We start from the raw sequence: 23,628 nt of genomic DNA, 5'->3' as shown, positions 1-23,628 counted from the left end.
CCTACCCTATTACATAATTTGTTAGGAGGTAAAATGAGTAACACAGTTGATACGATCAATCCCGCAACAGAGCAAGTCATTAATAGCTATACACTGCTTTCTCAAGCTCAAGCAGAGCAAGTGATCGAAAAATCTCATGAAACATACTTAACATGGCGATTAACCTCGTTTACCGAGCGCGCACAACATCTAAATAAATTAGCCTCTTTATTTGAAAGTCAAAAAGAAGCCTTAGCAAAACTAATGACCGAAGAAATGGGTAAAGTCTATGAGCAAGGCTTCCAAGAAGTTCAGCTTTGTGCTGACATTTGTCGTTATACCGCTGAACATGGCGCCGATATGCTTAGCGACGAGGAGCGCGACATGCAAGGAGGTCGTGCAATCATAAGTTATCGCCCTACCGGTGTGCTGCTGGGTATTCAGCCATGGAACTTCCCACTTTATCAAGTTATTAGATACAGTGCCGCAAACATTATGGCGGGTAATACCACCGTATTAAAACATGCCGGTAATGTATTTGGTATGGCTGAAAAAATTGAAACATTATTTCTACAAGCAGGCTTCCCTGAACACTGCTTTAGCAACTTACTGATTGATGGTAAAACCGCCAGCGCCCTTATTTCACACTCGGCTATAAGCGGCGTGACCTTCACTGGAAGCGATGGCACAGGTAAAAAAGTAGCAGAGCAAGCTGCCAAGCATGTTAAAAAAACCGTACTAGAACTGGGTAGTAACGACGCTTTTGTTGTACTTGATGACGCTGATTTAGCCCTTGCAGTTAAAGCATGTTTACAAGGACGCATTATCAACAACGGCCAAACCTGTGTTGCAGCAAAGCGCTTTGTGGTGGTTGATTCACTCTACAATGACTTTAAAGAAGCACTAAGCCAGCAGTTTAAGGCGATAAAAATGGGCGACCCAATGGATGAAGATACTGAACTGGGTCCTATGGCACGCGAAGATTTACGCGACAAAATTCATCAGCAAGTGCAAGACTCTGTCAATGCGGGTGCAAAAGTAATTGTAGGCGGCGAAATACCGCAACAAACAGGTTATTACTACCCCCCAACCGTGCTGGAAAACCTTAAACCAGGTATGCCTGCGTATGACGATGAGCTATTTGGCCCTGTCGCATCTTTAATTAAAGCCAAAGATAACGACGACGCTATGCGTATCGCTAATGATTCGCGCTATGGACTAGGCGGCGGTATATTTTCAAAAGATGAGAAAAAAGCCATTGAACTGGCCAAAAAGTATTTTGACACCGGCATGATCAATATTAATGGTTATGGTTTGGCACAACCAAACCTGCCATTTGGTGGTGTTAAAGACAGCGGTTATGGCCGAGAGCACGGCGGCTTTGGGATTCGCGAATTTGTGAATGTTAAAAGCATCATGATTCACAGCTAGTATCAGGTATCAGGTATCAGGTATCAGGTATCAGGTATCAGGTATCAGGTATCAGGTTAGTAAAAGTAAACACCGCGCTTGTTGCAAGCGCGGTGTTTTATTGTCTGATGAATTTAAAAACCTGAGTTAGGCTGTTTTAAAAAATCAAGTTCTTCTTTTGTAGACTCCCGCCCCAGTATCTTATTACGATGCGGATAACGATTAAATCTATCGATAATCGCCTTATGCTGATACTCAAAATCTAAGTTATTTTGAATACCTAACGCCTTAAATAGCTGGACTGCTTCCTTATGAATTAGCTTTGATTCGCTGTGCATAAAAGGCATATACAAAAATACGCGTTGTTCATCCGTCAATTTCTTATCAAACCCTTTAGCAATAGCAGTTTGTGCTAACGCTAGAGCTAATGTATCACAGGCAAATGCTGCGGGTTTTTCACGGTAAATATTACGTGAAAACTGATCAAGCACAATAATTTCCGCAAGACTACCTGTCGCGCTTTCACGCCAATCAAATAACTCATTTACACTTGCTTGATGATGTAATTCACCAAAGCGAGTTTTAATTTGTGCATCAAGCCTATCGTCTTTTTGCCACCACTGTTTAGGCTCAAGCTCGGTAAACCAAAAGTCGATGATTTTATTAAACATAATGAATCTCTTTGTTAATTAACGCTAAACTAAATAATTTGCTACGAAAACTTCGCAAACTTAAAAGCACTATCGTAATGTATTAACTTTCTCTTTAGCCTAAAACCTTTAACCTAATACATTTACTATACCTAGCCCTTTTCAAACATAGGTACTTTGCGTTTATCTGCTTTGCTCATTGCCAGCTTTTGTATATCTTGCTGCTTTTGCTCACTTGGTTTTGTTTCTAGGGATTGCTGATTAGCATCTTCAAATACCAGTTCGGTTAGTAAGGCAAAATGATCGGAGCCATATTTAGCAAGGCGCTTTATCCGTTTTACACTAAAGCCTTTTGAATGAAACAAATGATCAAGCGGCCAACGCATAAAAAAGTAATTAGCATGAAAAGTATTAAAAAAACCACGGCCTTTACGGGGGTCTAAAAATCCACTAATTTGCATAAATAAACGAGTACTGCGTGACCAAGCAACATCATTTAAATCGCCAGCGACTATCGTAGGGCGAGTTGAACCTTTAAGGGCTTTAGCCACCATTATTAATTCGCTATCGCGTGGACGTGATGAATCTTCTTCGGTTGGGCTTGGTGGCGCGGGATGAATAAAATGCCCCTGCATTTTTAACCCTTGGTGGTTTTCAAATAAAATATGAATAGAAGGAATGTCATCTTCTATAAGTGCACAAATTTGTGCATCGAGTATGTTAAATTTACTAAATACATGCATGCCGTAGCGGTTATCTTTTGGGCACTGTACTTGATAAGGGTAGTTTTTTTTAAGCACGGACAATTTATCTTGCCACCAACTATCGCTTTCTAAAGTGATGAGTAAATCGGGCTGATATTTATCGACTAAGTTAATTAACTGCTCACTATGTCGATTCGACATCAGTACATTAGCGGATAAAATTCTGATGCTATGATCACTACTTTTTGGCGCTGTTAATACTTCTTTTTTAGCAAACCAAGTGTAGGGATAAATCCACTTAGCTTGAAGCGCACAGATAATTAAAGCAACAGCCGCTATTAATGAGCATGTAATAAAGTCGCTTTGCCACATACCTATTAGTGCCACGATAATTACAGCGCTTGCTAGGTAGCACACCTGCAAGCGCACAAAGTCGCAACTACGTATCAAGTAATGCTGACTGTATGACAGGGGTAATAACGTTATTAATAACAACAAGCCAGTAACTATGACCAATACGGTGAGCATTTATAAATCCTAATAGTGCTGTAAAATAGAGAGTATTTCACGAGTGTCGTGCACTAAGTGAATAATAGTGCGATCAACTTCAACTCGCACTGTGTCTCTTTCTCGGTCTATTACTCTAGCACGCTTATAAATGTCATGCCCAAGGATATCACCTTGATGATAAGATCTGTGCCACCCTGGTGGAGTCCACCCTTGACGAATTAACTGCTTGGCTTGTTTCTTAGAAGGCCATTTTTTATTATGGTATTGGTTATATTTTTGCTTTTTCAAGTGATGCTTGTTTACGTGTTTATTCGCATGCTTGCCTGCATGTTTGTCTTTGTGTGGTACAGCAAATGCGTTTGTTGCCGTTAGCGCAAAAACCATTACTAAAATACTGATTAGTGATTTCATGGCGATTCTCCAGTGTGATCATTACTGAAGAGTATTAACGGCTAAGCCTGAACATTACATGAAATGAGAAAAATTAACGTTGCTTGTACTGTGTTTTACAATGACTGCGCATAATCGCGGGGTCGCGTAACTTTAGGTGTTTAGTTTTACGCCCAGCATGGCGCTTACGCCATACTTTAAATGACCCGCTAGAGATATGCTCCCGCATAAAATTAACTAATTGAGAGTAATTTAGCCCATACAGATTTTCAATAGCTTCAAATGGCGTTCTGTCTTCCCATGCCATTTCTATAATGCGTGATTGCTGTTCTTGGTTAAACATATTAATTCCAAATTTGGTTAATACGCAAAAGTTAAATTTAGCGATCATCACTTGCTTGTGATGTTAAAAATATAACCTCTTTTCATTTATTAACTTTAATTAAGTGTATGATTAATCTACACACTGAAACCGGAGCTAAAAGGATGTTTACAAAACTACCTAAGTGGGTCGAATATGGTGCGTTTACCCTCGCTTTTATTGCCGGTATGGTAAACGTAGTAGGTTTATTAGGGTTTGAACAGCAAGCAATTTCTCACGTTTCAGGGTCGGTGACTTCATTAGCTATTGAACTTACTACCAACATCCAGGCGGCGTTATTTTTAATTGCGATTGTACTGAGTTTTATATTTGGCTCGGCATTAACAGGCTTAATGCTTTCAGGCGGTTCACTTAAGCTAGGCCGCCATTACGATACGCTCTTATTTATTGAGGGTATTTTACTGCTGTTAAGCGCACAGCTACTTCAATATTCTTACCCTTACGCACTTACACTTGCTTCTGCGGCCTGCGGCTTACAAAATGCTTTAGCCACTAACTACAGCGGCGCAGTTGTGCGAACCACTCACTTAACCGGTATTTTTACCGATCTGGGTTTGATGCTTGGTAAAGCCCTAAAAGGAGAAGCTTTTGACAATAGAAAATGCTTGGTCTTTGTATTAATTATTGCCGGGTTTTTAGCCGGCGGAGTGGTAGGTGTATTACTATTTAAACATTACTCAGTGCTCACTTTAGTTTTTCCGGGCATTTTTTGTATTGTTTTATCGATTACTTATCGGGTTTATAGGTTGAGTGTGCTTTAACCAATTCACAAAATCCCCTACCCTAAACTTATCAAATTGCCGATGTGCTGGAATTTATGAAATATTACTATTTACCCCCGTTATTGTTATGCAGTCAGTTAGGTTTAATTAATAGTGCGTGTGCTGAAGATACCGCGCAATCAATTGAACGTATCACCACCACAGCATCGCGTAGTGAAGCGCTTTCCACGCCATTACCACTGGTGATCAGTGTATTAAGTGAATCACAGCTTGAGCTTATAGCTCCTACCCATGTAGAGGAAGCGCTACAACGCGTTGCAGGTGCCAATGTCCAACGTGGGAATGGCCAAGAGTATTTACCGGCTCTGCGCTCGCAAGTACTTTCTGGAACGGGCGCTTGTGGTGGTGTTTTAACCGCAGAAGATGGCATAGCTCTTCGTGCAGCTGGTTTTTGTAATATCAATGAACTATTTGAAGCGCATAGCGAAATGGCAGAGCGTATTGAAGTATTAAAAGGCCCAGGTTCTGCGCTATATGGTTCTAATGCAGTGCATGGTGTAATTAACGTTATTACCCCTGACACTACGCAAGGTGGTGGTTTACTAGGCTTTGATTATGGCTCTTATGGTTATGCTCGCTATAAATTACGTGCAGGCCATGCCATGGATAATTCAGGCCTAGGTATTAATGCTAGTTTTACGGATGATAGCGGTTATCGAGATGACGAAAGCGTAAAGCAACAAAAAATAAATGTGCGCCATCGCTATAATAATAACAACTTAAGCTTAGTTTCTGGGCTTACGTATACCAATTTAGATCAACAAACTGCTGGTTATATTAGCGGTTTTCAAAGCTATAAAGATGAAGATATAGCACAGCAAAATTTTGATCCTGACGCCTTTAGAAAAGCTCGCTCGTTTAGGGCTTGGAGTAAAGCAAGCTGGCAATTAGGAGAGAACACTCTAGTTGTTACTCCTTATATTCGTGACCAAAGTATGGACTTTTTTAAACACTTTTTACCCGGCACACCACTTGAAAAAAATAGCCAAACTGGGTTTGGTCTACAATCGCTTTATCAGCATTATGTGAACGACAATACCAACTTGAAGCTTGGTTTTGATGGTGAGTTTACCCAAGCCGATTTTTTACAAACTCAAGATAAACCGACTCAAGGTTCTGCGTTTTTAGTGGCCACAGTGCCGCAAGGTAAACATTACGATTACCAAGTCGATGCCACCTTATATGCCCCATTTGCCGCTATTGATTGGCGGCTAAATAATTGGCTTATAACCGCAGGTCTACGTTATGAGCATATGCAATATGACTATCAAAACAATATGCTTACAGGGCGTACAAAAGAAAATGGCAGTGAATGTGGTTTTGGTGGCTGTCGTTATAGTCGCCCCGAGAGCACTAAAAACAGCTTTAGTAATCTTTCGCCAAAACTCGGTGTGAGCTATCAGCTTAATATTAACAATACATTATACGCTAACTTTTCAAGAGGCTATAGAGCCCCACAAGCAGCTGAGCTTTATCAATTACAACGCGAGCAAAGTACTGCCGACTTAGACGCAGAAATAGCAAATAATGCTGAGTTAGGTATTAAAGGGGTGTACAACAATACTCGCTACGGTTTGTCGGCTTATGCGATGAGCAAGCACAATACCATCTACCGTGACAGTGACTTTTTTACTGTTAATGACGGAAAAACTCGACATCGCGGCATTGAGCTTGAGCTAGCGCATAGCTTTAATCAGCACTTATCGGTTAACTTCGCAGGCACTTATGCCAAGCATACGTATTCGAATGAGCAAATCATCGGCAGTATTAATATTAAAGGTAACGATATTGATACCGCACCTCGAAAGGTCGCTAATATCGATTTTAACTGGCAAGCCAACGAGCATGTTAGTCTTGCTCTGCAATGGCAGTATGTGAGTCGCTACTTTACCGACCCTGAAAACTTACATGAATATCAAGGGCACGATATTTTAAGCTTGCGCGGCCAATGGCAAATAAGCCCACAATTATTACTCAGTGCGCGAATAATAAATCTAACCAACACGGCTTACGCACAGCGCGCCGATTACACTAGTTTTACTGGTGATCGTTACTTCCCAGGAAAACCGCGTAATGCCATGTTGTCTGTAAGTTACCAGTGGTAAAACAAAAAATGCGCTATATAAGTTATATAGCGCATTCTTTTTATTCATTTATTTGCTTATCTAACGGCCAGTACAATTAAACCTGGCACCACAAAGAACGACCCTAACACATAGCCTAATGCAGCTGATTTATTCTTTGTACCAATTTCGGCTAGCTTTTCGGCTAACTTAAGCGGAATTTCACGTAGTACAGGAATTCCGTAAATTAGTGCAACCGCAAATACATTAAACATAACGTGTACTAAAGCAATCGTTAGCGCCACTTCAGCCATAGGCCCTGTAATTGATGTGGCAGCTAATAGAGCGGTAATGGTTGTACCAATATTAGCCCCTAGCGTAAATGGATAGATTTGACGTGTAGTAAACACACCACTTCCCGCAAGTGGGATCATTAAACTCGTTGTGGTTGACGACGACTGAACCATAACTGTTACCGCTGCACCTGATGTGATACCCGCGATAGGCCCGCGCCCAATTGCACCATGCAGTATATCTTTTGCAGTGCCAACCAATGCTTTTTTAAGTAGTTTACCTAATGTAGTTACGGCAAATAAAATCAAACAAATACCTGCTATAACCATCGCTGCACCTAGCATTTTTGTGTCTAGGAAGCTAAATGCATCTTTTATTACACCCACAGCAGGTTTAACAAGTGGTTTAATAAAGTTGTAGCTCTTTAATGATAAGTCGGCATCACCAATAAATAGGTGCGACAGAGCTGCGGACATTTTTTGCAGCAAACCAAACATTATCTCAAGCGGTAAAAATATAATAACGGCAAATAAATTAAAGAAATCATGAACCGTTGATGCTGCAAACGCACGTTGAAACTCTTCTTTAGAGCGAATATGACCAATAGACACTAAGGTGTTAGTAATAGTCGTACCAATATTTGCACCCATCACCATTGGAATAGCAATACTTAACGGTAAACCGCCAGCAACAAGGCCCACTATTACTGAAGTAACCGTTGATGACGATTGCACTAAAGCCGTTGCCAAAGCACCTAATAATAATGCAATAAACGGGTTGGTTGCGAATGCAAAAATTTCTTTTGCTCCCTCAGTACCGCCCGACGCTAATTTAAAACCACCACTGACAGTGCCAACGGCTACTAGGACTAAATAAACTAAAAAGGCGATAGCAGCCCAGTTAAGCGTTTTTATTAATAGCGTATTGCGCTTTGATTCACTCATGTTTAAATCTCAATTTTTGTCTTGCCGATTATGGCATTTTGATGACGTTTTTGTTTCAGAGCGCATTAGAACACCTAAATATTACAGAAATATTTCAATTCGATTAACGTGCTTCTTTATTCATAACTTAAAAATATAAGGTTAAAAAATCGAGTATAAGGCAAGCCATAACTTTAAAAATAAGTAATTAAAAAATTGATATTAAATTACATAGCGAAGCACTGAGTAGGAGCAATTGAGCACTAAGTTAAAATGTATTTAAGTAATGAATTAACTAAGTTCTGATGATCTTTTAAGGTTGAATTTTCAGCTGTTCCAAAGGCCATGCTAAGAGGCGATTTACTCTTTGTTGCCTGAATGGGTATAGGTAAGGAACATGAGCAAGACGCGGAAGCTTTGCTCGTTTTTCACTTATTCTTACAGGGATGTAAGCCAGTAGAATAACGCAGGAGCAGTTATCGAACCCACAAGGTTACAAACCTCGTATCGCGATTGAATTGCTCTAGTTTTAACGAATCTCAATCCGCAAAGGTCAGTAGACCCTAGGTATTTGAAACGGTTTTATGGACTTTACCTGATATTACTAGAGGCATTGCCTAGCATTAGACTAGACAATATTAACAAAGCATCAATTGATAATTGGATAAAAATTAACATTATGATTGATACAAATTCGCTTGTTTTATACTGGCAAAATCATTAAAACGTACCCCGTGTTGGCGCATCACTTCAAGGATTTTTTTACTGATCATTTGTCGTAAATAAAACGGCTGATTCGGCACAAAATGATGAATAGTATGAGTATGCCCAAAGTTAAAGCAAAATAAATTAAATGGCATAAATAAACGGCTAGTAATAACATGAGTTTGTTCAAGCATATTATTCACACCGCCGTAATAATGCATACTTGAAGTAACAAAATTAAGTGAGCTCGAACGCACAATGTTAGGCACAATCAGCACCACCATTAGAAATTCGAACACATTCATTACATCAAGTAGAAATACCGGTGAGTTAGCCGCAATTGGGGTAAATAAATTGATTAAATGAAACGCTATCACACTGTATAAAATAGCAAAATAAGCAGTGGTAATTGGAAAACCAGCATTAAACACTTTAAAAAAACTAAACCCTTTAATTTCTCTACTAAAACGTTTTGCATTAATTAATAAGCCGAGTAATCCATCAATAATTACTAAGGCACGTAAAAACGGATTTTTAATACCATTACCTACCAAACGTTCTTCTAAATCTTGCTCAGTACCCGACGTTTTATGATGATGTAAATGCATCTTGCGACGGTACCATGGGCTTATGGTATTAGGTCGCATCAGCCACACGGTTAACATCATAAAATTATGCAAAAATGGTTGGTTGCTAAAATACTGCTTATGAATTAAGTCGTGCTCAAGTTCATGGGAAATTGAGGTAGCAATCGCCGCTAAAATGACACATAACCACGCGGGTATAATAGCAAAATAATACAGCGTACCAATTCCGATTAACGTACTTAATGAGAGTAGTAAAATAGCCATTCCTAAGGTATTTTGATGCATTAATAGCGGGTGTTTTTTACGCAGCAATGCTTCTTCAGCCTTAATCGCTTTTACAATGGCTTGAATATTCTGTTTTGCGGTTAATTGAGTCATGATGTTTTATTCGCAACAAGAGGTTAAGGTATATAATACCCGAGTCAAAACACATTGCACAACTTAGCTAACTCATATCAATGAAAATACGATTAAAGTCAGGCCTGTGTTCACTATCTAACCTTAGTTCTGGATAAGAAACCTATCTCAAGCAGAGCTTAAGGTTAGGTAAACCAAAACGTTTACAGGCCAAGTTTAGATCAAAACCTACTGCTTATAAAAGTAGCAATGTTGGACACATTTTTTGTAATTAAAATCCGGCCACTCAAATCTTAGGCATAAAAAAACCCCAACCAATTTGGTCGGGGCTATAAAAAGTGGTACCAGCGGCCGGACTTTTACTTATAACAGCGGCACCTCACGTGCCGCTCAAGTCCGGCAACTCAAATTTAAGACATAAAAAAACCCCTGCTAAATCTAGCAGGGGCTATAAAAAGTGGTACCAAGTGGCCGGACTTTTACCTATAACAGCGGCACCTCACGCGCCGCTCAAGTCCGGCAACTCAAATCTTAGGCATAAAAAAACCCCAACCAATTTGGTTGGGGCTATAAAAAGTGGTACCAGCGGCCGGACTTGAACCGGCACGCCTTTCGGCAGGGGATTTTGAATCCCCCATGTATACCAATTTCATCACGCTGGCATCATTTTTCTTTAACCTTCTAACACGAGAAGATAAAGAAAAACCACTTAAGAGTGAAAGATTATGTACCCTCTCCCATCTCATTGCTTAGCATTATACAAACAATGAGCAAAGCGGCAAGCGTTTTATGTATTAAGCGTGATCGACCGCTTAACATTTAGGCAACCATTAACATTTGAGCAAATACCGAGTTAAGCACGTAGCGTAATAGGTAGTATTTAACGGCTTATTTGCTAAACTATCGCGCACATTAACAGTGAGAGTATATTTATGTCGGCTGAGTTTCCACGAGCAGGGTTTTGGCGTCGTTTTGCGTCATTGGTGTACGACACATTAGCTATTATCGCTTTTGCGATGCTAACGGTGGTATTGTATTTATTTGCTATTCAAGGGCTTATTTCCCTTGATGTTATTGCCCTTAATGGCGCTGAAGATGTATCTGCACGTATTCAGGATTCACTATTACTTTCTGGTATTCGCAGCTCGCTGCTGGTGCTTGTTGGCTTGGTATTTTTTGGTTATTTTTGGACTAAGAGTGGGCAAACAATTGGTATGCGAGCATGGCGCTTAAAAGTACAAACCAACCAAGGAAGTTTAATTAGCTGGCCACAAGCTATTATCCGCAGTATCAGCGCATTACTTGGTTTTGGGAATTTAGTGGTATTAGTCGACTTTAAAAATAAAAAAGCACTGCAAGATTACTTATCAAAAACCGAAGTAGTTACGCTCACCAAAGAAGAAAATAAACGCGTTTATCGCGAACTAGATTAATACTTAATCTAGCTAATTGGTATAACCCCAAGCTAAAGCATAAAAAACGCGGCACTTTTAAAAAAGGCCGCGTTTTTTATTTAAGCTTTAAGTCTAGCTACACCCGCTTATTCATTAAATAAGCTGCAAACCCAGTAAATAAAATGCTCGGCAGAACGGCGCCTATAATCGCTGGGATTTGATATACCATTACCACTGGGCCAAATATCTCATTAGTTAAGTGAAACACTATCCCCGTTATCACTCCCATGATAATTCGTGCCCCCATAGTTACGGTTCGCAGCGGACCAAATATAAACGATAAGGCAACCAACAACATCACAGCAATAGACACTGGCTGCATTAATTTACGCCATAACGCTAAATCATAGGTACTGGTGTCTTGCTCATTTTGCTGCAAATAAGCTAAATATGACCACAATCCTGAAAACGACAATGACTCTGGTTTTACTGAAACCACGCCAAGTTTTTCACCGGTAAGCTGAGATGGGTAAAACTCTTCAGTAACTTGCTCCGTGGTAATAAGCTCTTCACTGATCAATACTTTGTTCACATCGCGCAGTAGCCAGCCATTATCACGCCCTACTGCTTCTTTTGCTTTAGTAATTTGTGTAAGTAGCAACGACTTATCGAAGTGGTACATATTTACGCCGCGGAGCATGCCATTTTGGTCAACATCTTCAATATTAATAAAATTACTGCCGTCTTTAGCCCACACGCCTTTTTGCGCATTAAATACATCCCCACCATGAATAGCTTGGTTACGCATTTCCTTTGCATGCAACTGAGCGGCGGGCGCTCCCCACTCCCCTAATGCCATTACGCACAGGGCCATAAAAATAGCGGTTTTCATTACCGAGCCAATAATTTGTAAACGCGACATACCCGCGGCTTGCATCACTACCAGCTCACTATTAGAGGCCAAAGCACCTAACCCAGTTAAGCCACCAATAAGTGCCGCCATCGGGAAAAACACCACTAAATCGCCAGGCATACTATAAATTGTATATAGCAAGGCGGTCATAATGTCGTAACTACCTCGGCCAACCGATTTAAGCTGCTCTATAAATTTAATTAAAGTACTGATCCCCACCAGCACCATTAGTGCAAACCCAGTGGTTTGCATAATACTGCGACCTAAATACCAATCAAGCGTTTTCATCATACGTGTTGCTCCCGTTTAGTAACAACAGCTTTCAGCCAAGCACCTAATGGACGACCCCTAATAATTAATAAACTACCAATAAATAATGCACTTAAGTGAATCCACCACAGACCAATAGAAGGCGGAATTTTACCATCTTCTACCGCAAACTTAGCTGCATTAAGTAAAATGAAATACCCTAAATATAAGCTCAAAGCCGGTACTAATTTAGCAAATTTACCTTGGCGTGGATTAACAACGCTCAGGGGTACTGCAAGTAAAGTTAATAATGGAATAGATAACGGAATAGCTAAACGCCATTGCCACTGTGCAATTGCTTCTGGGGTATTAATGGTTATTAATTCACGAGTTGGCACGGCTTCTAACTTACGACGTTGATGTTCTATTTCTTGTTCGCGAATTTGTACGCTGTAGCCATCAAACTCAGTTAAGTTAAGTGAAGGCGCTTCGCCATCGGTCTCGTAACGTTTACCATCAGTAAGTACTAACTGCTGCTCACCATTCTGTGCTTCAATAACAACACCTTGCTCTGCATAAACTAATCGCGCTAAGTCGCCTTTTTCGCTATCGGGGAGTTGTGCCACAAAAACTTTGTTGAGCTCTTTGCCGCTATTTTCAATATTATGAATAAATACCACAGCTTTTTCGTTACCGGTTTGCTGAAAACGCCCAGCTCGAAGTGCAGATAAACCAGCATCAGCCTTGGCTTGTTCTTTAAGTTGGTATTCTTGTTCGCTTGCCCACGGTGCAATATACAGGGTAAGCACCGCCGCCAATAACGCTAGGATGACACTTGAAATTAGCGTAATACGCACTACATACCACTCACTCACGCCACAGGCTTTAAGTACAGTCATTTCACTGTCAGCGTAAATACGGCTATAAGCTAAAATAATCCCTAAAAATAAGCTCAGAGGCAAAATTAATGATGCTAACTGCGGTAATTTAAGCGCAATCATGGCAAACACAAGCTTTGCTGGGATACTCCCTTCTGAGGCATCACCAAGAATGACAACAAACTTTTGCGACAAAAATATGGTCATTAAAGTTAAAAATACGGCGACCTGCGATTTTAAAACCTCAGTGGTCAAATAACGGAAAATTAGCAACATTCGCCCCTGTTAAACATGGAATTTCAATATAGTAATATAAAACAATGAGTGAACGAGTTAATTCACTCATTTTAAATGAGTATTAAGCACACATTATAAGCCATCAATATTAATTATCCTACCTAACATCACGATATAATGTTGCATTAGTAACCCTTAAGCATATAAAGTTCAAATACACAGTAAGAGTCGAGTAAAATCTACTAATATTAGCGCTAGACCTAAAAATTTAGGTAAAAAGACTAGAAAACACATTTTTAGTCCCAACTTAGCTTCTATAGATGACTCAAAATCAGGAGTGACAATGGAATTCAACGTAAAAAGTGGTAGCCCAGAAAAACAGCGCAGTGCATGTATTGTTGTTGGCGTATACGAACCACGCAGGTTATCCCCCATTGGTGAACAACTTGATAAAATCAGCGATGGTTATATCTCAAATTTATTACGCCGTGGCGACTTAGAAGGTAAGCCTGGGCAAGTACTACTATTACACCATGTACCCAATATTTTAAGCGAACGTATTCTACTCGTTGGCTGCGGTAAAGAACGCGAACTAGACGATAAACAATATAAACAAATTATTTCAAAAACTATCAACACCTTAAACGAAACAGGTTCGATGGAAGCAGTGTGCTTTTTAACTGAGCAACACGTTAAAGGCCGTGATACCTATTGGAAAGTGCGTCAAGCGGTAGAAACAACCCAAGACTGTTTATACACCTTCAATCAGCTAAAAAGTAAGAAAGTAGACCCTCGTCGTCCACTGCGTAAAATGGTATTTAACGTTCCTACGCGCCGCGAACTGACTATAGGTGAAAGTGCCATTGAGCATGGCCTAGCGATTGCTGCTGGTAGCAAATTGTGCAAAGACGTTGCCAATATGCCGCCTAATATTTGTAATCCAGCGTATCTTGGCGAGCAAGCCAAAGAACTTGAGACTAATTTTGACAACATCACTGTTGAGCTGATTGGCGAAGATAAAATGGCAGAGCTAGGTATGAACTCATACCTAGCAGTTGGTCGTGGTAGTGATAACGAATCGGTTATGTCGGTAATTAATTACAAAGGCGCAGGCGATGACCAAGCGCCTATCGTGTTAGTTGGTAAAGGTTTAACCTTTGACTCAGGCGGTATTTCATTAAAACCAGGCGAAGGCATGGATGAAATGAAATACGACATGGGTGGCGCTGCTGGTGTCATTGGTGCTATGCGCTCGCTTGCACAAATGCAGCTACCTATAAACGTAATTGGCGTTTTAGCCGGTTGTGAAAACATGCCAAGCTCGAACGCCTATCGCCCAGGTGATATTTTAACCACTATGTCTGGGCAAACGGTTGAAGTACTTAACACTGATGCCGAAGGCCGTTTAGTGCTATGTGACGCGCTGACCTATGTAGAGCGTTTTGAACCAGAAACCGTGATTGATGTGGCAACATTAACAGGTGCGTGTATTGTTGCTTTAGGTGCCCACGCTACAGGTTTATTAGCAAACCATAATCCACTAGCGCATGATTTATTAAAAGCGTCAGAGCAAAGTGGCGATCGTGCATGGCAACTGCCATTATGGGATGATTATCAAGATCAACTAGAAAGTCCATTTGCCGACTTTACTAACTTAGGTGGCCGAGCTGCAGGTACTATTACAGCGGCCTGTTTCTTATCTAAATTTACCAAAAAGTATAACTGGGCTCATTTAGATATTGCGGGTACGGCATGGCGCAGCGGCGCTAAAAAAGGCGCAACGGGTCGCCCTGTACCTATGCTAACGCAATATTTATTAAACCGAGCAGGCATTAGTGAAGCAACCCAAGACTAACAAACCTGTATAAGGCTTCACAGCCCAATATAGAGTATAAAATAAGGCGCTTTTAAAGCGCCTTATTTATTGGGTATTAATTGAAGCAAGCCCCGTTATATGGCAAAATCCCCTTCTTAATGTGTGTGTATTTAATAACAGCACAATCAATGTCATGGGAAATCCCGATACAATGAACATGAATGCCCAGTTTTTCATTTTAAAGCAACAAGATGAGTCATTAGCTAAAGCCGATGATCACTTTGCTTTAGCAGCTAAAATAGCTGGGCAACAGTATCGGCTTGGTCAACGCGTATTTATTTTTGTAGATAGCGAAGCAACCGCCAACAGCATTGACGAAACTATTTGGACATTTGATGCCGACAGTTTTGTGCCCCACAATTTACAAGGTGAAGGCCCAAAAGGCGGCGCACCCGTAGAAATTGGCACAACACCACCTGTTGGTAATCGTAAAGTATTAATTAACTTGGCCAATCACTTACCGGATTTTATTCGTCGGTTTAACCAAGTTTTTGATTTTGTACCCGTAGAGCCCGTAGCAAAACAAGCCGCTCGTGAGCGCTTTAAAAAACTACGCCAACTCGGTGCCAATATCACCACGCAAGATATTAATCGCTAACGCTCACTGCGTACAAAGCTAACTAACTCATTTAAGTACTTATTTAAGGTTCTGTGTAATGGATAAAACCTACAATCCGCAAGATATTGAACAGTCTCTCTATCAAGACTGGGAACAAAAAGGCTACTTTAAGCCATCAGGCCAAGGCACCCCATATTCAATTATGATTCCGCCGCCAAATGTCACGGGTAGCTTACACATGGGCCACGCTTTCCAAGATACCATCATGGATACCTTAACGCGTTTTAAACGTATGCAAGGTAATAATACATTATGGCAAGTAGGTACCGACCACGCAGGTATTGCCACGCAAATGCTAGTAGAGCGAAAGCTTGCGGCAGAAGAAGGCAAAACACGCCACGATTTAGGCCGTGATACATTTATCGATAAAATTTGGGAATGGAAAAACGAGTCTGGTGGCACAATCACTAAACAACTTCGCCGCCTAGGTGCTTCTGTTGATTGGGACCGTGAACGTTTTACTATGGACGATGGCCTATCAGAAGCTGTTAAAGAAGTATTTGTACGCCTTCATAAAGAAAACCTAATTTACCGTGGTAAACGCCTAGTAAACTGGGATCCAAAATTACACACTGCGATTTCTGATCTTGAAGTAGAAAACAAAGACAAACAAGGCCATATGTGGAACTTACGTTATCCACTGGCTGATGGCGTAAAAACGCAAGACGGTAAAGACTACATTGTTGTAGCCACTACGCGCCCAGAAACTATGTTGGGTGACTCAGGTGTGGCAGTAAACCCAGATGACGAGCGCTACCAAGACCTAATCGGTAAAGAGATTTTACTACCGATTGTTAATCGTCGTATTAAAATTGTTGCCGATGAACATGCCGATAAAGACAAAGGTACAGGCTGTGTAAAAATAACCCCTGCGCACGACTTTAACGATAACGAAGTAGGTAAACGTCATCAAATGCCGATGATTAATATCTTCGATAAAGACGCGGCTATTTTAACTCAAGGTGAAACATACACCTTTGACGGCAAAGAACTTGAATTTGATGCGCCTATTCCTGAGCGCTTACATGGCCTTGACCGTTTTGACGCACGTAAAGCCATTATTGCTGAATTTGAAGAACTTGGCTTACTTGAAAAAATTGAAGACCATGGCCTAACTGTTCCTTACGGTGACCGCTCTGGTGTTGTTATTGAACCACTACTTACTGACCAATGGTATGTACGTGTTGCACCACTTGCTGAACCTGCAAAAGACGCAGTTAAAAACGGCGACATCCAATTTGTACCTAAGCAATACGAAAACATGTACTTTTCGTGGATGAACGACGTACAAGATTGGTGTATTTCACGTCAGCTTTGGTGGGGTCACCGTATTCCAGCTTGGTACGACAGCGAAGGCAACGTATACGTTGGTCGTGATGAAGTAGAAGTACGCCGCGACAATAACATTGCAGATAGCGTAGCGCTTAGCCAAGACGAAGACGTTCTTGATACGTGGTTCTCATCAGCACTGTGGACGTTCTCAACCCAAGGTTGGCCAGAAAATACCGATGACTTAAAAACCTTCCACCCATCTGACGTGTTGGTAACAGGTTTTGATATCATTTTCTTCTGGGTTGCACGTATGATCATGATGACGCTGCACTTTATAAAAGATGAAAACGGCAAACCACAAGTTCCTTTTAAAACCGTGTATGTAACTGGCTTAATACGTGACGATAACGGCGATAAAATGTCTAAGTCAAAAGGTAACGTACTTGACCCACTAGACATGATTGACGGCATTGGCCTTGAAGACTTAGTACAAAAGCGTACTGGTAACATGATGCAGCCTAAACTTGCCGCTAAAATTGAAAAAGATACCCGCAAAGTATTTGCAAACGGTATTGAAGCACACGGTACCGACGCACTGCGCTTTACCCTAGCAGCCATGGCTTCAACTGGTCGTGATATAAACTGGGATATGAACCGCCTTGAAGGCTATCGTAACTTCTGTAACAAGTTATGGAACGCGAGCCGTTACGTATTAATGAACACAGAAGAGCAAGATTGTGGTTTTAACGAGAGCGAAAAGCAGTACTCGTTAGCTGATCGTTGGATTCTAGGTCAATATGAAGCCACGGTTAAAACCTACACTGAGCACCTTGATAACTACCGTTTTGATTTAGCGGCGAACACGCTGTATGAATTCACCTGGAACCAGTTTTGTGATTGGTACCTAGAGCTTACTAAGCCGGTACTATTTAAAGGCAATGAAGCTCAGCAACGTGGTACACGTCATACACTTATTACTGTACTTGAAAGCTTACTGCGTTTAATGCACCCAATGATGCCTTATATCACAGAAACGATTTGGCAACGTGTAGCACCACTTGCAGGGCTTGAAACAACAGGCACTAGCATTATGGTTCAAGGCTTCCCTGTTTATAACGCAGCAAGTGTTGATGCTAAAGCGATGGATGACTTAGAATGGGTTAAACAATTCATTTTAGCGATTCGTAATATTCGTGGTGAAATGGATATCAGCCCAAGCAAGCCGCTATCAGTATTATTAGCCAATGCATCGAGCGACGATGTACGCCGTATTAACGAAAATGAATCGTTTTTAGCGTCACTCGCTAAGCTTGAAGCATTTACTCTGCTTGAAAACAAAGACGATGCTCCAGCGTGTGCAACCTCTTATGTTGGCAACCTTGAAATTATGATCCCAATGGCGGGCTTAATTGATGTGGAAGCGGAACTTGCACGTATCAACAAGCAACTTGAAAAAGCAGAGAAAGGCCTAGCGCAAGTGCAAAATAAACTGGCTAACGAAAAGTTTGTTAGCAATGCACCTGAAGCGGTACTTGCTAAAGAAAATGCTAAGCTAGCTGAATTTACCGATGCTAAAACAAAGCTACTAGAGCAAAAAGTTAAAATAGAAAGCTTATAATTAAACCAGTACGAATGGCTTATGCCATTCGTAAACAGTTAATTTATAAGTATAAAAAAGCCGCTGACTTCATTTGAAGTAAGCGGCTTTTTTGTGTCTAGGCTCTAGGCTCTAGGCTCTAGGCTCTAGGCTCTAGGCTCTAGGCTCTAGGCTCTAGGCTCTAGGCTCTAGGCTCTAGGCAGAATTAGAATGTGTAGTTGTACTGTGCGCCTAACAATACTGCATGACCTTTTGATTCAAAAGACCATTGCTGTGGTAATGTTTCGCTTTCTACTTTTTCAGTAAAGTTTTGTGTTTTACCACGTAATACGCTCACACCTAAATCAACATTTGAGTTTTCATCGATCGCATAGTTACCACCAAACGAGAACCAAAAACGGTCTGTATCAGGGATAGAAATTGATAAATGCTGTTGTGATACTGGTGATTCATCAAACGCAAAACCAGCACGAAGCATTAAGTTTTCACTGTACTGGTAATCAGTACCGATTGAGTAGCGCAGTGCATCAGAGAAATCTTCTGTTTTTTCAAACGCGCTGAACTTACCACCTGTAGGTGCAGTAACTTGTGCTTCTAATGAATCAAAGCTGCTCCAACCTGTCCACAATACGCTGTAGTGAACACCTAGTTTTTTATCTAATTGGTGAGAACCAGAGAACTCAGCAATTGCTGGTAGTGTAATTTCAACTGAGCCAGGTAATTCAACTTGACCGTTTAACCCACCTGGAATAAATGAAGGTAGTTCATTCGAGTACTCACCTTCAAAAGTAATATCTGTTTCTGTACGGTAATTAAAACCAAAGCGGCTATTTTCATCTAATTGGTACATTAAACCAACGTTTAAGCCGTAACCCATGTCATCACCTTCAAGGTGAACAGCATCAGCACTTGCAGGAATAGATGCAATAGCAGGGTTTACTGGAGGTACAACACCAAACTTACGAATAATCTTCGCTTCTGCATAAATTGCATTTAAACCAATACCAAAGCTAAACTGCTCTGAAACTTTATAAGCAACGCTTGCGTTCATGTTTACCGTAACAATTTCAGTTTCACCGGCAATTTGGCCAGCTGCGTAATCATCGTTAAACTCAGTTGCTAAGCCAAAGTTAGAAAATGCACCAAAACCAACTGATACTTTATCATTTACTGGCATAGTGAAATAACCAGCAGGAATAATCGCGCTCGGTGCGATGCTGTCATCATCTAGTACGCTGTTATCTAAACCGTAGACATTACCTGTACCTTCAAGGCTCACGTCAGGAATTACAGCCATAGCTGCAACACTAAGTTGCTTCTCTTTAAACAACGTCATTAATGCTGGGTTACGTGCAACCACAGACGCATCGTCTGCTACAGACGCTTCACCTGCGTATGCGCGGCCTAAACCAGATACGTTTTGTTCAGCAAGCTGAAAAGCCGCTGCAAAGGTATCAGCTGAAACAAATGCCAGCGATGCCGCAATAAGAGTTTTAGTAAATTTCATTGTTGTGTCCTTAGCCAAACTCACTGTTTGGATAGCTATGTGTGTTGTTATTAGGATTTCAAACCCGCGTACACTACCTTAATTTTTTATAAAAAACTCTAATAAAACGTTAAAAAATACCAAAAAACACGTTTTTTAACTACATTTTAACAACTATTTAAAACTCATCGGAGCAGAAGTATGGTATTAGAGTATATACTCTAATGCTATTAATTCTCATTTGCATTGACTTAACTTGCGTTGCAATTTACACTGCCAATAAAGTCACCAAGGGAGAAGACAGTGATCATTTTACTTATTGTTACAGCGCTTATTTTTTGCGGTATAAGTGTTTATTTTTTTTATAAAGCAAATTATTGCGCGTGTACGCAGGCAGGTAAATGTGACAACCCAGTCAATCACTATTGGTTAGCAGCCATTAGTATGGCGATTATTTCTTTGGTTTTTTGCTGCTTAGCACTGCATGTAGAATTAGGTACGTTATTGTGGATAACGTTAATGGGTAATTGCTTTTTAGGTGGGTATATTTCTGCTAAAACAAACAGAAAAAGACGATGCCAAAAGACTAAAGCAGTAGATGCTCTTTTAAAAGTCGAGGCAAGTTAATTTTATAATCAGCAGGTTTTACACTTGCTTGTATTTTTACTTCATCATTATTTAAGCTCAAATCAATATCTTTTGCGGTAACATGATGGTTATGTTTTGCGTTATAAAAAAGCTTAACTTTAGGTTTAATTGGGTTTGAATGATTGCCCTCTAGGACCAAGGCCAAACGCTCATTGGTTAACTTAACAATAGTACCCACAGGGTGAACACCTAAGCACTTTATAAATAGCTGTACTAACTCTGCATCAAATAGCTGTTTGTTTGCCAACAAATAACGCAGTGCATTTATAGGCTCGTCCCCTTCTTGATGCGGCCTGTCTGCTGTGAGTGCATCGTATACGTCAACAATCGCTAAAATCCGAGCAGGACGACTTATTTTGCTGTCATCGACTCCTCGAGGATAACCAGAACCATCAAGGCGCTCATGATGATTTACAATCATATCCAGCATTAAAGTGGTGATACCTTTCTCACCTTTTAATAACCCTAAGCATTGTGCAACATGCTTTTTTATTGCCGTCATCTCATTACCCGTAACTTTGCCAGGCTTTGAGAATATTCCTTGAGGTAATTTAGCCTGCCCTAAGTCATGCATCAGTGCCCCCATAGCAAGCTCCTGAACCACTTCGCGTTTATACCCTAAATACTTAGCGAATACCGCTGTAAATATGGTGCAATTGATCATATGACGCCAGTTATAGCTATGTTTATCTTTTATGCGAGTTAAAATAGTCATAGCATGTTCATTGCGAAATACAGAGCTAACTATTTCATTACTTATCTCATTAAGCGCATCAGTATTTAGAGACAAACCTGAGGTTAAATCACCAAAAATACTTTGTAGTTTTCTGTTGTGGGCATCATAACTAACGCTGGCTTTGGCAAACTCTTGTTGCAAGCTGACAACTCGCTTTTTACTGGCGGGCTTGTCTTGATTTGTAGCAGCGGCTTGTGGTTTTTCTTTTTCTTTATATTTAGCCGGTACAGCTACATCACTTTTCGTAAAATCAATAAGAAGCTCTAGCACTCCTTCAGTGATTAAACGCTGAATTATAGATTTATCACGTACCAAACCGCTGGTTTTAATTTTTATACCATCCACACTCTCCTGCTGCTTCGTCACGCTATTTACGTACATGCCGGGAATGAGCTCTGATATAGGTAAGGTAACTAACATAAATGTGAGGGGTTCTATAATTAAGGGATATTTACTTTAATAGCATTATTTGGCTATAAAAGTCTAGCTTTTGATTTTAGGGTAATAATAAATCATTAATACTAACAATCTTGCGACTGTTAATACTAAACTAAAAACACAGCACTGAATATACGCCTAACGGTGTAAATTAGATTGCTACAAGCATTATTATTTAACGAAGAATAAAAATAGCAAGCTAGTTTAAATAGCTTTAATGGTTTTTAAGGGGAGTAAAAAGTAAACGCAAATGGCGCTCTCGGTAGGGATCGAACCTACAACTCAGCCTCCGGAGGGCCACGTGATATCCATTTCACCACGAGAGCACATTTGTTGCCGCCACATCAACTCGCGATATCAATGCTTTAGCATGCGCAATGATAAAGGCATCTTGGTATAAATACCAGCATGTTGCGTTTACATGTCTATAATTTAAACTAATCACTTAACAAAAGGCGAAAAAAGCGCTATTTATTTATATTCTATAAAAAAACAGTAACGCTTTAGACACATATTATCTATTATTGTCACTGAACGGATAGATTTAAACATGAGGAAGTAATTATGAAGTTAATGTCAACAGAACAAGTTGCTGAGTTTTTAGGAGTTAAAGTCGAGCGAGTTAAACGTTTAACACGCGAAAGCTTACTTATTGCCAAAAGTGAAGATGCTAATGGCGAACCACAATATGACTCCGATGAAGTAGCTAAATATAAAGAGCTAGCAGCTCGATTTGGTGGGCTTTAATTCCCCATTGATGCTAAAAGCTCATCCAATTGCGCGCGCAGTTCAATAACTTTGTTGTTGATAGCGCGTTGCTCATACCAGCCTATACATAACAGCAAATAAACTACTTGGTAACACTCAAGCTTGTGCATAGATAGGTAAAATAGCTTTGATGCCGTGTATACTTGATAACTTTTAAGCAAAGCCTGTTTAGCTGAACTATCTAAGTTAAAACTAACGGCTAGCGCAGCAAGATCAAAATAAACATCGTTAGTTTGAGCGTATTCAAAGTCAATTAAATAGACGCCTTTTGGGTTAACGATTATATTTTCTTTTACTAAATCATTATGGCAAAAGCCGTGTTCTATGGGCATATTCGCAATGCTTTCCAGTACTTTATTTAAGTACTTATCAAACTGTTTAAACACCAATAAATGCCGATAGGCTTGCAATTGTGATGCAATATCCATCGTTTGAGCATCAGTTGTATAAGCGTGTACTTTAGCCAGCTTAGCTAATAGCGGCATAGCTAAGTAAGACTCTGCAACCTCTCCCTCTACATAAGTAAAAGCCGCTCGCTTATTTTGTTTATCGAGCCAAATAGGTGCAGGGCAAACTTGCTGCTTACTAAGCTCATATTGTGCATTTAGCGCGACTTCTGGCCAACATGATTGATAACATTTTAATAAGTAAGATTGGGAGTCAGTACGTATTAAAAAGTTATCGTTACTTAAACCATTAACCAAATACTCTGTTGAGGTTATTTTGCTAGGTGCTAAAAACGCACTACAAATATTAACTAACTGAGAATGCTGGTTCATGA

General features: G+C 40.3%; 20 protein-coding genes and 2 tRNA genes. 9 read left to right on the top strand and 13 right to left on the bottom strand.

Annotated features, from left to right (window positions below):
- The first annotated feature begins 33 nt into the window (after positions 1-33).
- The gene (locus AC0VZ5_RS03405; RefSeq protein WP_475474283.1) at positions 34-1,410 is read left to right on the top strand and encodes an NAD-dependent succinate-semialdehyde dehydrogenase; all 1,377 of its coding nucleotides are present in this window, start codon (positions 34-36) and stop codon (positions 1,408-1,410) included.
- Between the two features lie 113 nt (positions 1,411-1,523).
- Here the strand turns inward: AC0VZ5_RS03405 and AC0VZ5_RS03400 are convergent, their stop codons facing one another.
- The 4 genes from AC0VZ5_RS03400 to AC0VZ5_RS03385 form a co-directional block, all read right to left on the bottom strand.
- Positions 1,524-2,060, bottom strand: a complete 537-nt coding sequence (locus AC0VZ5_RS03400) for a DUF924 family protein (protein ID WP_475474281.1) — start codon at positions 2,058-2,060, stop codon at positions 1,524-1,526.
- 131 nt (positions 2,061-2,191) lie between these two features.
- Positions 2,192-3,271, bottom strand: a complete 1,080-nt coding sequence (locus AC0VZ5_RS03395) for an endonuclease/exonuclease/phosphatase family protein (RefSeq protein WP_475474279.1) — start codon at positions 3,269-3,271, stop codon at positions 2,192-2,194.
- A 9-nt stretch (positions 3,272-3,280) separates the two neighbouring features.
- Positions 3,281-3,664, bottom strand: a complete 384-nt coding sequence (locus tag AC0VZ5_RS03390) for a hypothetical protein (RefSeq protein ID WP_475474277.1) — start codon at positions 3,662-3,664, stop codon at positions 3,281-3,283.
- Between the two features lie 73 nt (positions 3,665-3,737).
- A complete protein-coding gene (locus AC0VZ5_RS03385; RefSeq protein WP_041708743.1) occupies positions 3,738-3,986 on the bottom strand; it encodes a TIGR03643 family protein in 249 nt (82 codons plus the stop codon).
- 143 nt (positions 3,987-4,129) lie between these two features.
- Between AC0VZ5_RS03385 and AC0VZ5_RS03380 the strand changes: the two genes are divergently transcribed.
- Positions 4,130-4,786, top strand: coding sequence for a YoaK family protein (locus AC0VZ5_RS03380; protein WP_475474276.1), 657 nt, complete (start codon positions 4,130-4,132; stop codon positions 4,784-4,786).
- A gap of 56 nt (positions 4,787-4,842) precedes the next feature.
- On the top strand, positions 4,843-6,912 hold the full coding sequence (locus AC0VZ5_RS03375) for a TonB-dependent receptor (RefSeq protein WP_475474274.1): 2,070 nt from the start codon (positions 4,843-4,845) through the stop codon (positions 6,910-6,912).
- A 56-nt stretch (positions 6,913-6,968) separates the two neighbouring features.
- On the opposite strand, the gene AC0VZ5_RS03370 is transcribed toward AC0VZ5_RS03375, so the two are convergent.
- The 3 genes from AC0VZ5_RS03370 to AC0VZ5_RS03360 all read right to left on the bottom strand — a co-directional run bounded on the left by AC0VZ5_RS03370 (position 6,969) and on the right by AC0VZ5_RS03360 (position 10,398).
- Positions 6,969-8,108, bottom strand: a complete 1,140-nt coding sequence (locus tag AC0VZ5_RS03370) for a Na/Pi symporter (RefSeq protein WP_008114296.1) — start codon at positions 8,106-8,108, stop codon at positions 6,969-6,971.
- A 656-nt stretch (positions 8,109-8,764) separates the two neighbouring features.
- On the bottom strand, positions 8,765-9,757 hold the full coding sequence (locus AC0VZ5_RS03365; RefSeq protein ID WP_475474272.1) for a fatty acid desaturase: 993 nt from the start codon (positions 9,755-9,757) through the stop codon (positions 8,765-8,767).
- Positions 9,758-10,313: 556 nt separating this feature from the next.
- Positions 10,314-10,398: transfer RNA gene (locus AC0VZ5_RS03360), tRNA-Leu, on the bottom strand.
- Positions 10,399-10,668: 270 nt separating this feature from the next.
- Here AC0VZ5_RS03360 and AC0VZ5_RS03355 point away from each other — a divergent pair.
- Complete coding sequence (locus AC0VZ5_RS03355; RefSeq protein WP_475474270.1) at positions 10,669-11,169, top strand: RDD family protein; 501 nt, start codon at positions 10,669-10,671, stop codon at positions 11,167-11,169.
- 97 nt (positions 11,170-11,266) lie between these two features.
- Here AC0VZ5_RS03355 and lptG read toward each other — a convergent pair whose 3' ends face one another.
- On the bottom strand, positions 11,267-12,334 hold the full coding sequence (gene lptG / locus AC0VZ5_RS03350; RefSeq protein ID WP_198522011.1) for an LPS export ABC transporter permease LptG: 1,068 nt from the start codon (positions 12,332-12,334) through the stop codon (positions 11,267-11,269).
- Entirely contained in the window at positions 12,331-13,443 is a 1,113-nt protein-coding gene (gene lptF, locus AC0VZ5_RS03345; RefSeq protein WP_138605259.1) for an LPS export ABC transporter permease LptF, read from the bottom strand. The genes lptG and lptF overlap by 4 nt, the downstream gene beginning before the upstream one ends.
- Positions 13,444-13,750: 307 nt before the next feature.
- On the opposite strand from lptF, the gene pepA reads away from it, so the two are divergent.
- The 3 genes from pepA to AC0VZ5_RS03330 all read left to right on the top strand — a co-directional run bounded on the left by pepA (position 13,751) and on the right by AC0VZ5_RS03330 (position 18,792).
- On the top strand, positions 13,751-15,262 hold the full coding sequence (gene pepA, locus AC0VZ5_RS03340; protein WP_054202239.1) for a leucyl aminopeptidase: 1,512 nt from the start codon (positions 13,751-13,753) through the stop codon (positions 15,260-15,262).
- 172 nt (positions 15,263-15,434) lie between these two features.
- Positions 15,435-15,881: a DNA polymerase III subunit chi gene (locus AC0VZ5_RS03335; RefSeq protein ID WP_138605241.1), complete on the top strand. Its 447-nt coding sequence runs from the start codon at positions 15,435-15,437 to the stop codon at positions 15,879-15,881.
- Positions 15,882-15,939: 58 nt separating this feature from the next.
- Positions 15,940-18,792 (top strand): valine--tRNA ligase, encoded by a 2,853-nt coding sequence (locus AC0VZ5_RS03330; RefSeq protein ID WP_475474267.1) that lies wholly within the window; start codon positions 15,940-15,942, stop codon positions 18,790-18,792.
- 184 nt (positions 18,793-18,976) lie between these two features.
- Here AC0VZ5_RS03330 and AC0VZ5_RS03325 read toward each other — a convergent pair whose 3' ends face one another.
- Positions 18,977-20,278 carry an outer membrane protein transport protein gene (locus tag AC0VZ5_RS03325; protein WP_138605243.1) on the bottom strand — a complete coding sequence of 434 codons (1,302 nt, stop codon included), beginning with the start codon at positions 20,276-20,278 and terminating at the stop codon, positions 18,977-18,979.
- A gap of 282 nt (positions 20,279-20,560) precedes the next feature.
- On the opposite strand from AC0VZ5_RS03325, the gene AC0VZ5_RS03320 reads away from it, so the two are divergent.
- On the top strand, positions 20,561-20,884 hold the full coding sequence (locus tag AC0VZ5_RS03320; protein ID WP_138605244.1) for a hypothetical protein: 324 nt from the start codon (positions 20,561-20,563) through the stop codon (positions 20,882-20,884).
- Here the strand turns inward: AC0VZ5_RS03320 and AC0VZ5_RS03315 are convergent.
- Both AC0VZ5_RS03315 and AC0VZ5_RS03310 read right to left on the bottom strand, forming a co-directional pair.
- Complete coding sequence (locus AC0VZ5_RS03315) at positions 20,844-22,061, bottom strand: HD-GYP domain-containing protein (protein ID WP_138605245.1); 1,218 nt, start codon at positions 22,059-22,061, stop codon at positions 20,844-20,846. The genes AC0VZ5_RS03320 and AC0VZ5_RS03315 overlap by 41 nt on opposite strands.
- A 269-nt stretch (positions 22,062-22,330) precedes the next feature.
- Positions 22,331-22,405 (bottom strand) — tRNA-Arg (locus tag AC0VZ5_RS03310).
- Positions 22,406-22,643: 238 nt separating this feature from the next.
- On the opposite strand from AC0VZ5_RS03310, the gene AC0VZ5_RS03305 reads away from it, so the two are divergent.
- Positions 22,644-22,826 carry a helix-turn-helix domain-containing protein gene (locus AC0VZ5_RS03305; protein WP_138605246.1) on the top strand — a complete coding sequence of 61 codons (183 nt, stop codon included), beginning with the start codon at positions 22,644-22,646 and terminating at the stop codon, positions 22,824-22,826.
- Here the strand turns inward: AC0VZ5_RS03305 and AC0VZ5_RS03300 are convergent.
- The gene (locus AC0VZ5_RS03300) at positions 22,823-23,626 is read right to left on the bottom strand and encodes a phosphotransferase family protein (protein WP_475474265.1); all 804 of its coding nucleotides are present in this window, start codon (positions 23,624-23,626) and stop codon (positions 22,823-22,825) included. The two genes, AC0VZ5_RS03305 and AC0VZ5_RS03300, sit on opposite strands and share 4 nt — an antisense overlap.
- Between the last annotated feature and the right edge of the window lie 2 nt (positions 23,627-23,628).

It is taken from the genome of Pseudoalteromonas sp. QJM3NY_12 (assembly GCF_056173165.1).
The sequence above is the reverse complement of the archived record's forward strand: the minus strand, read 5'-3'. Positions and strand labels throughout refer to the sequence as shown.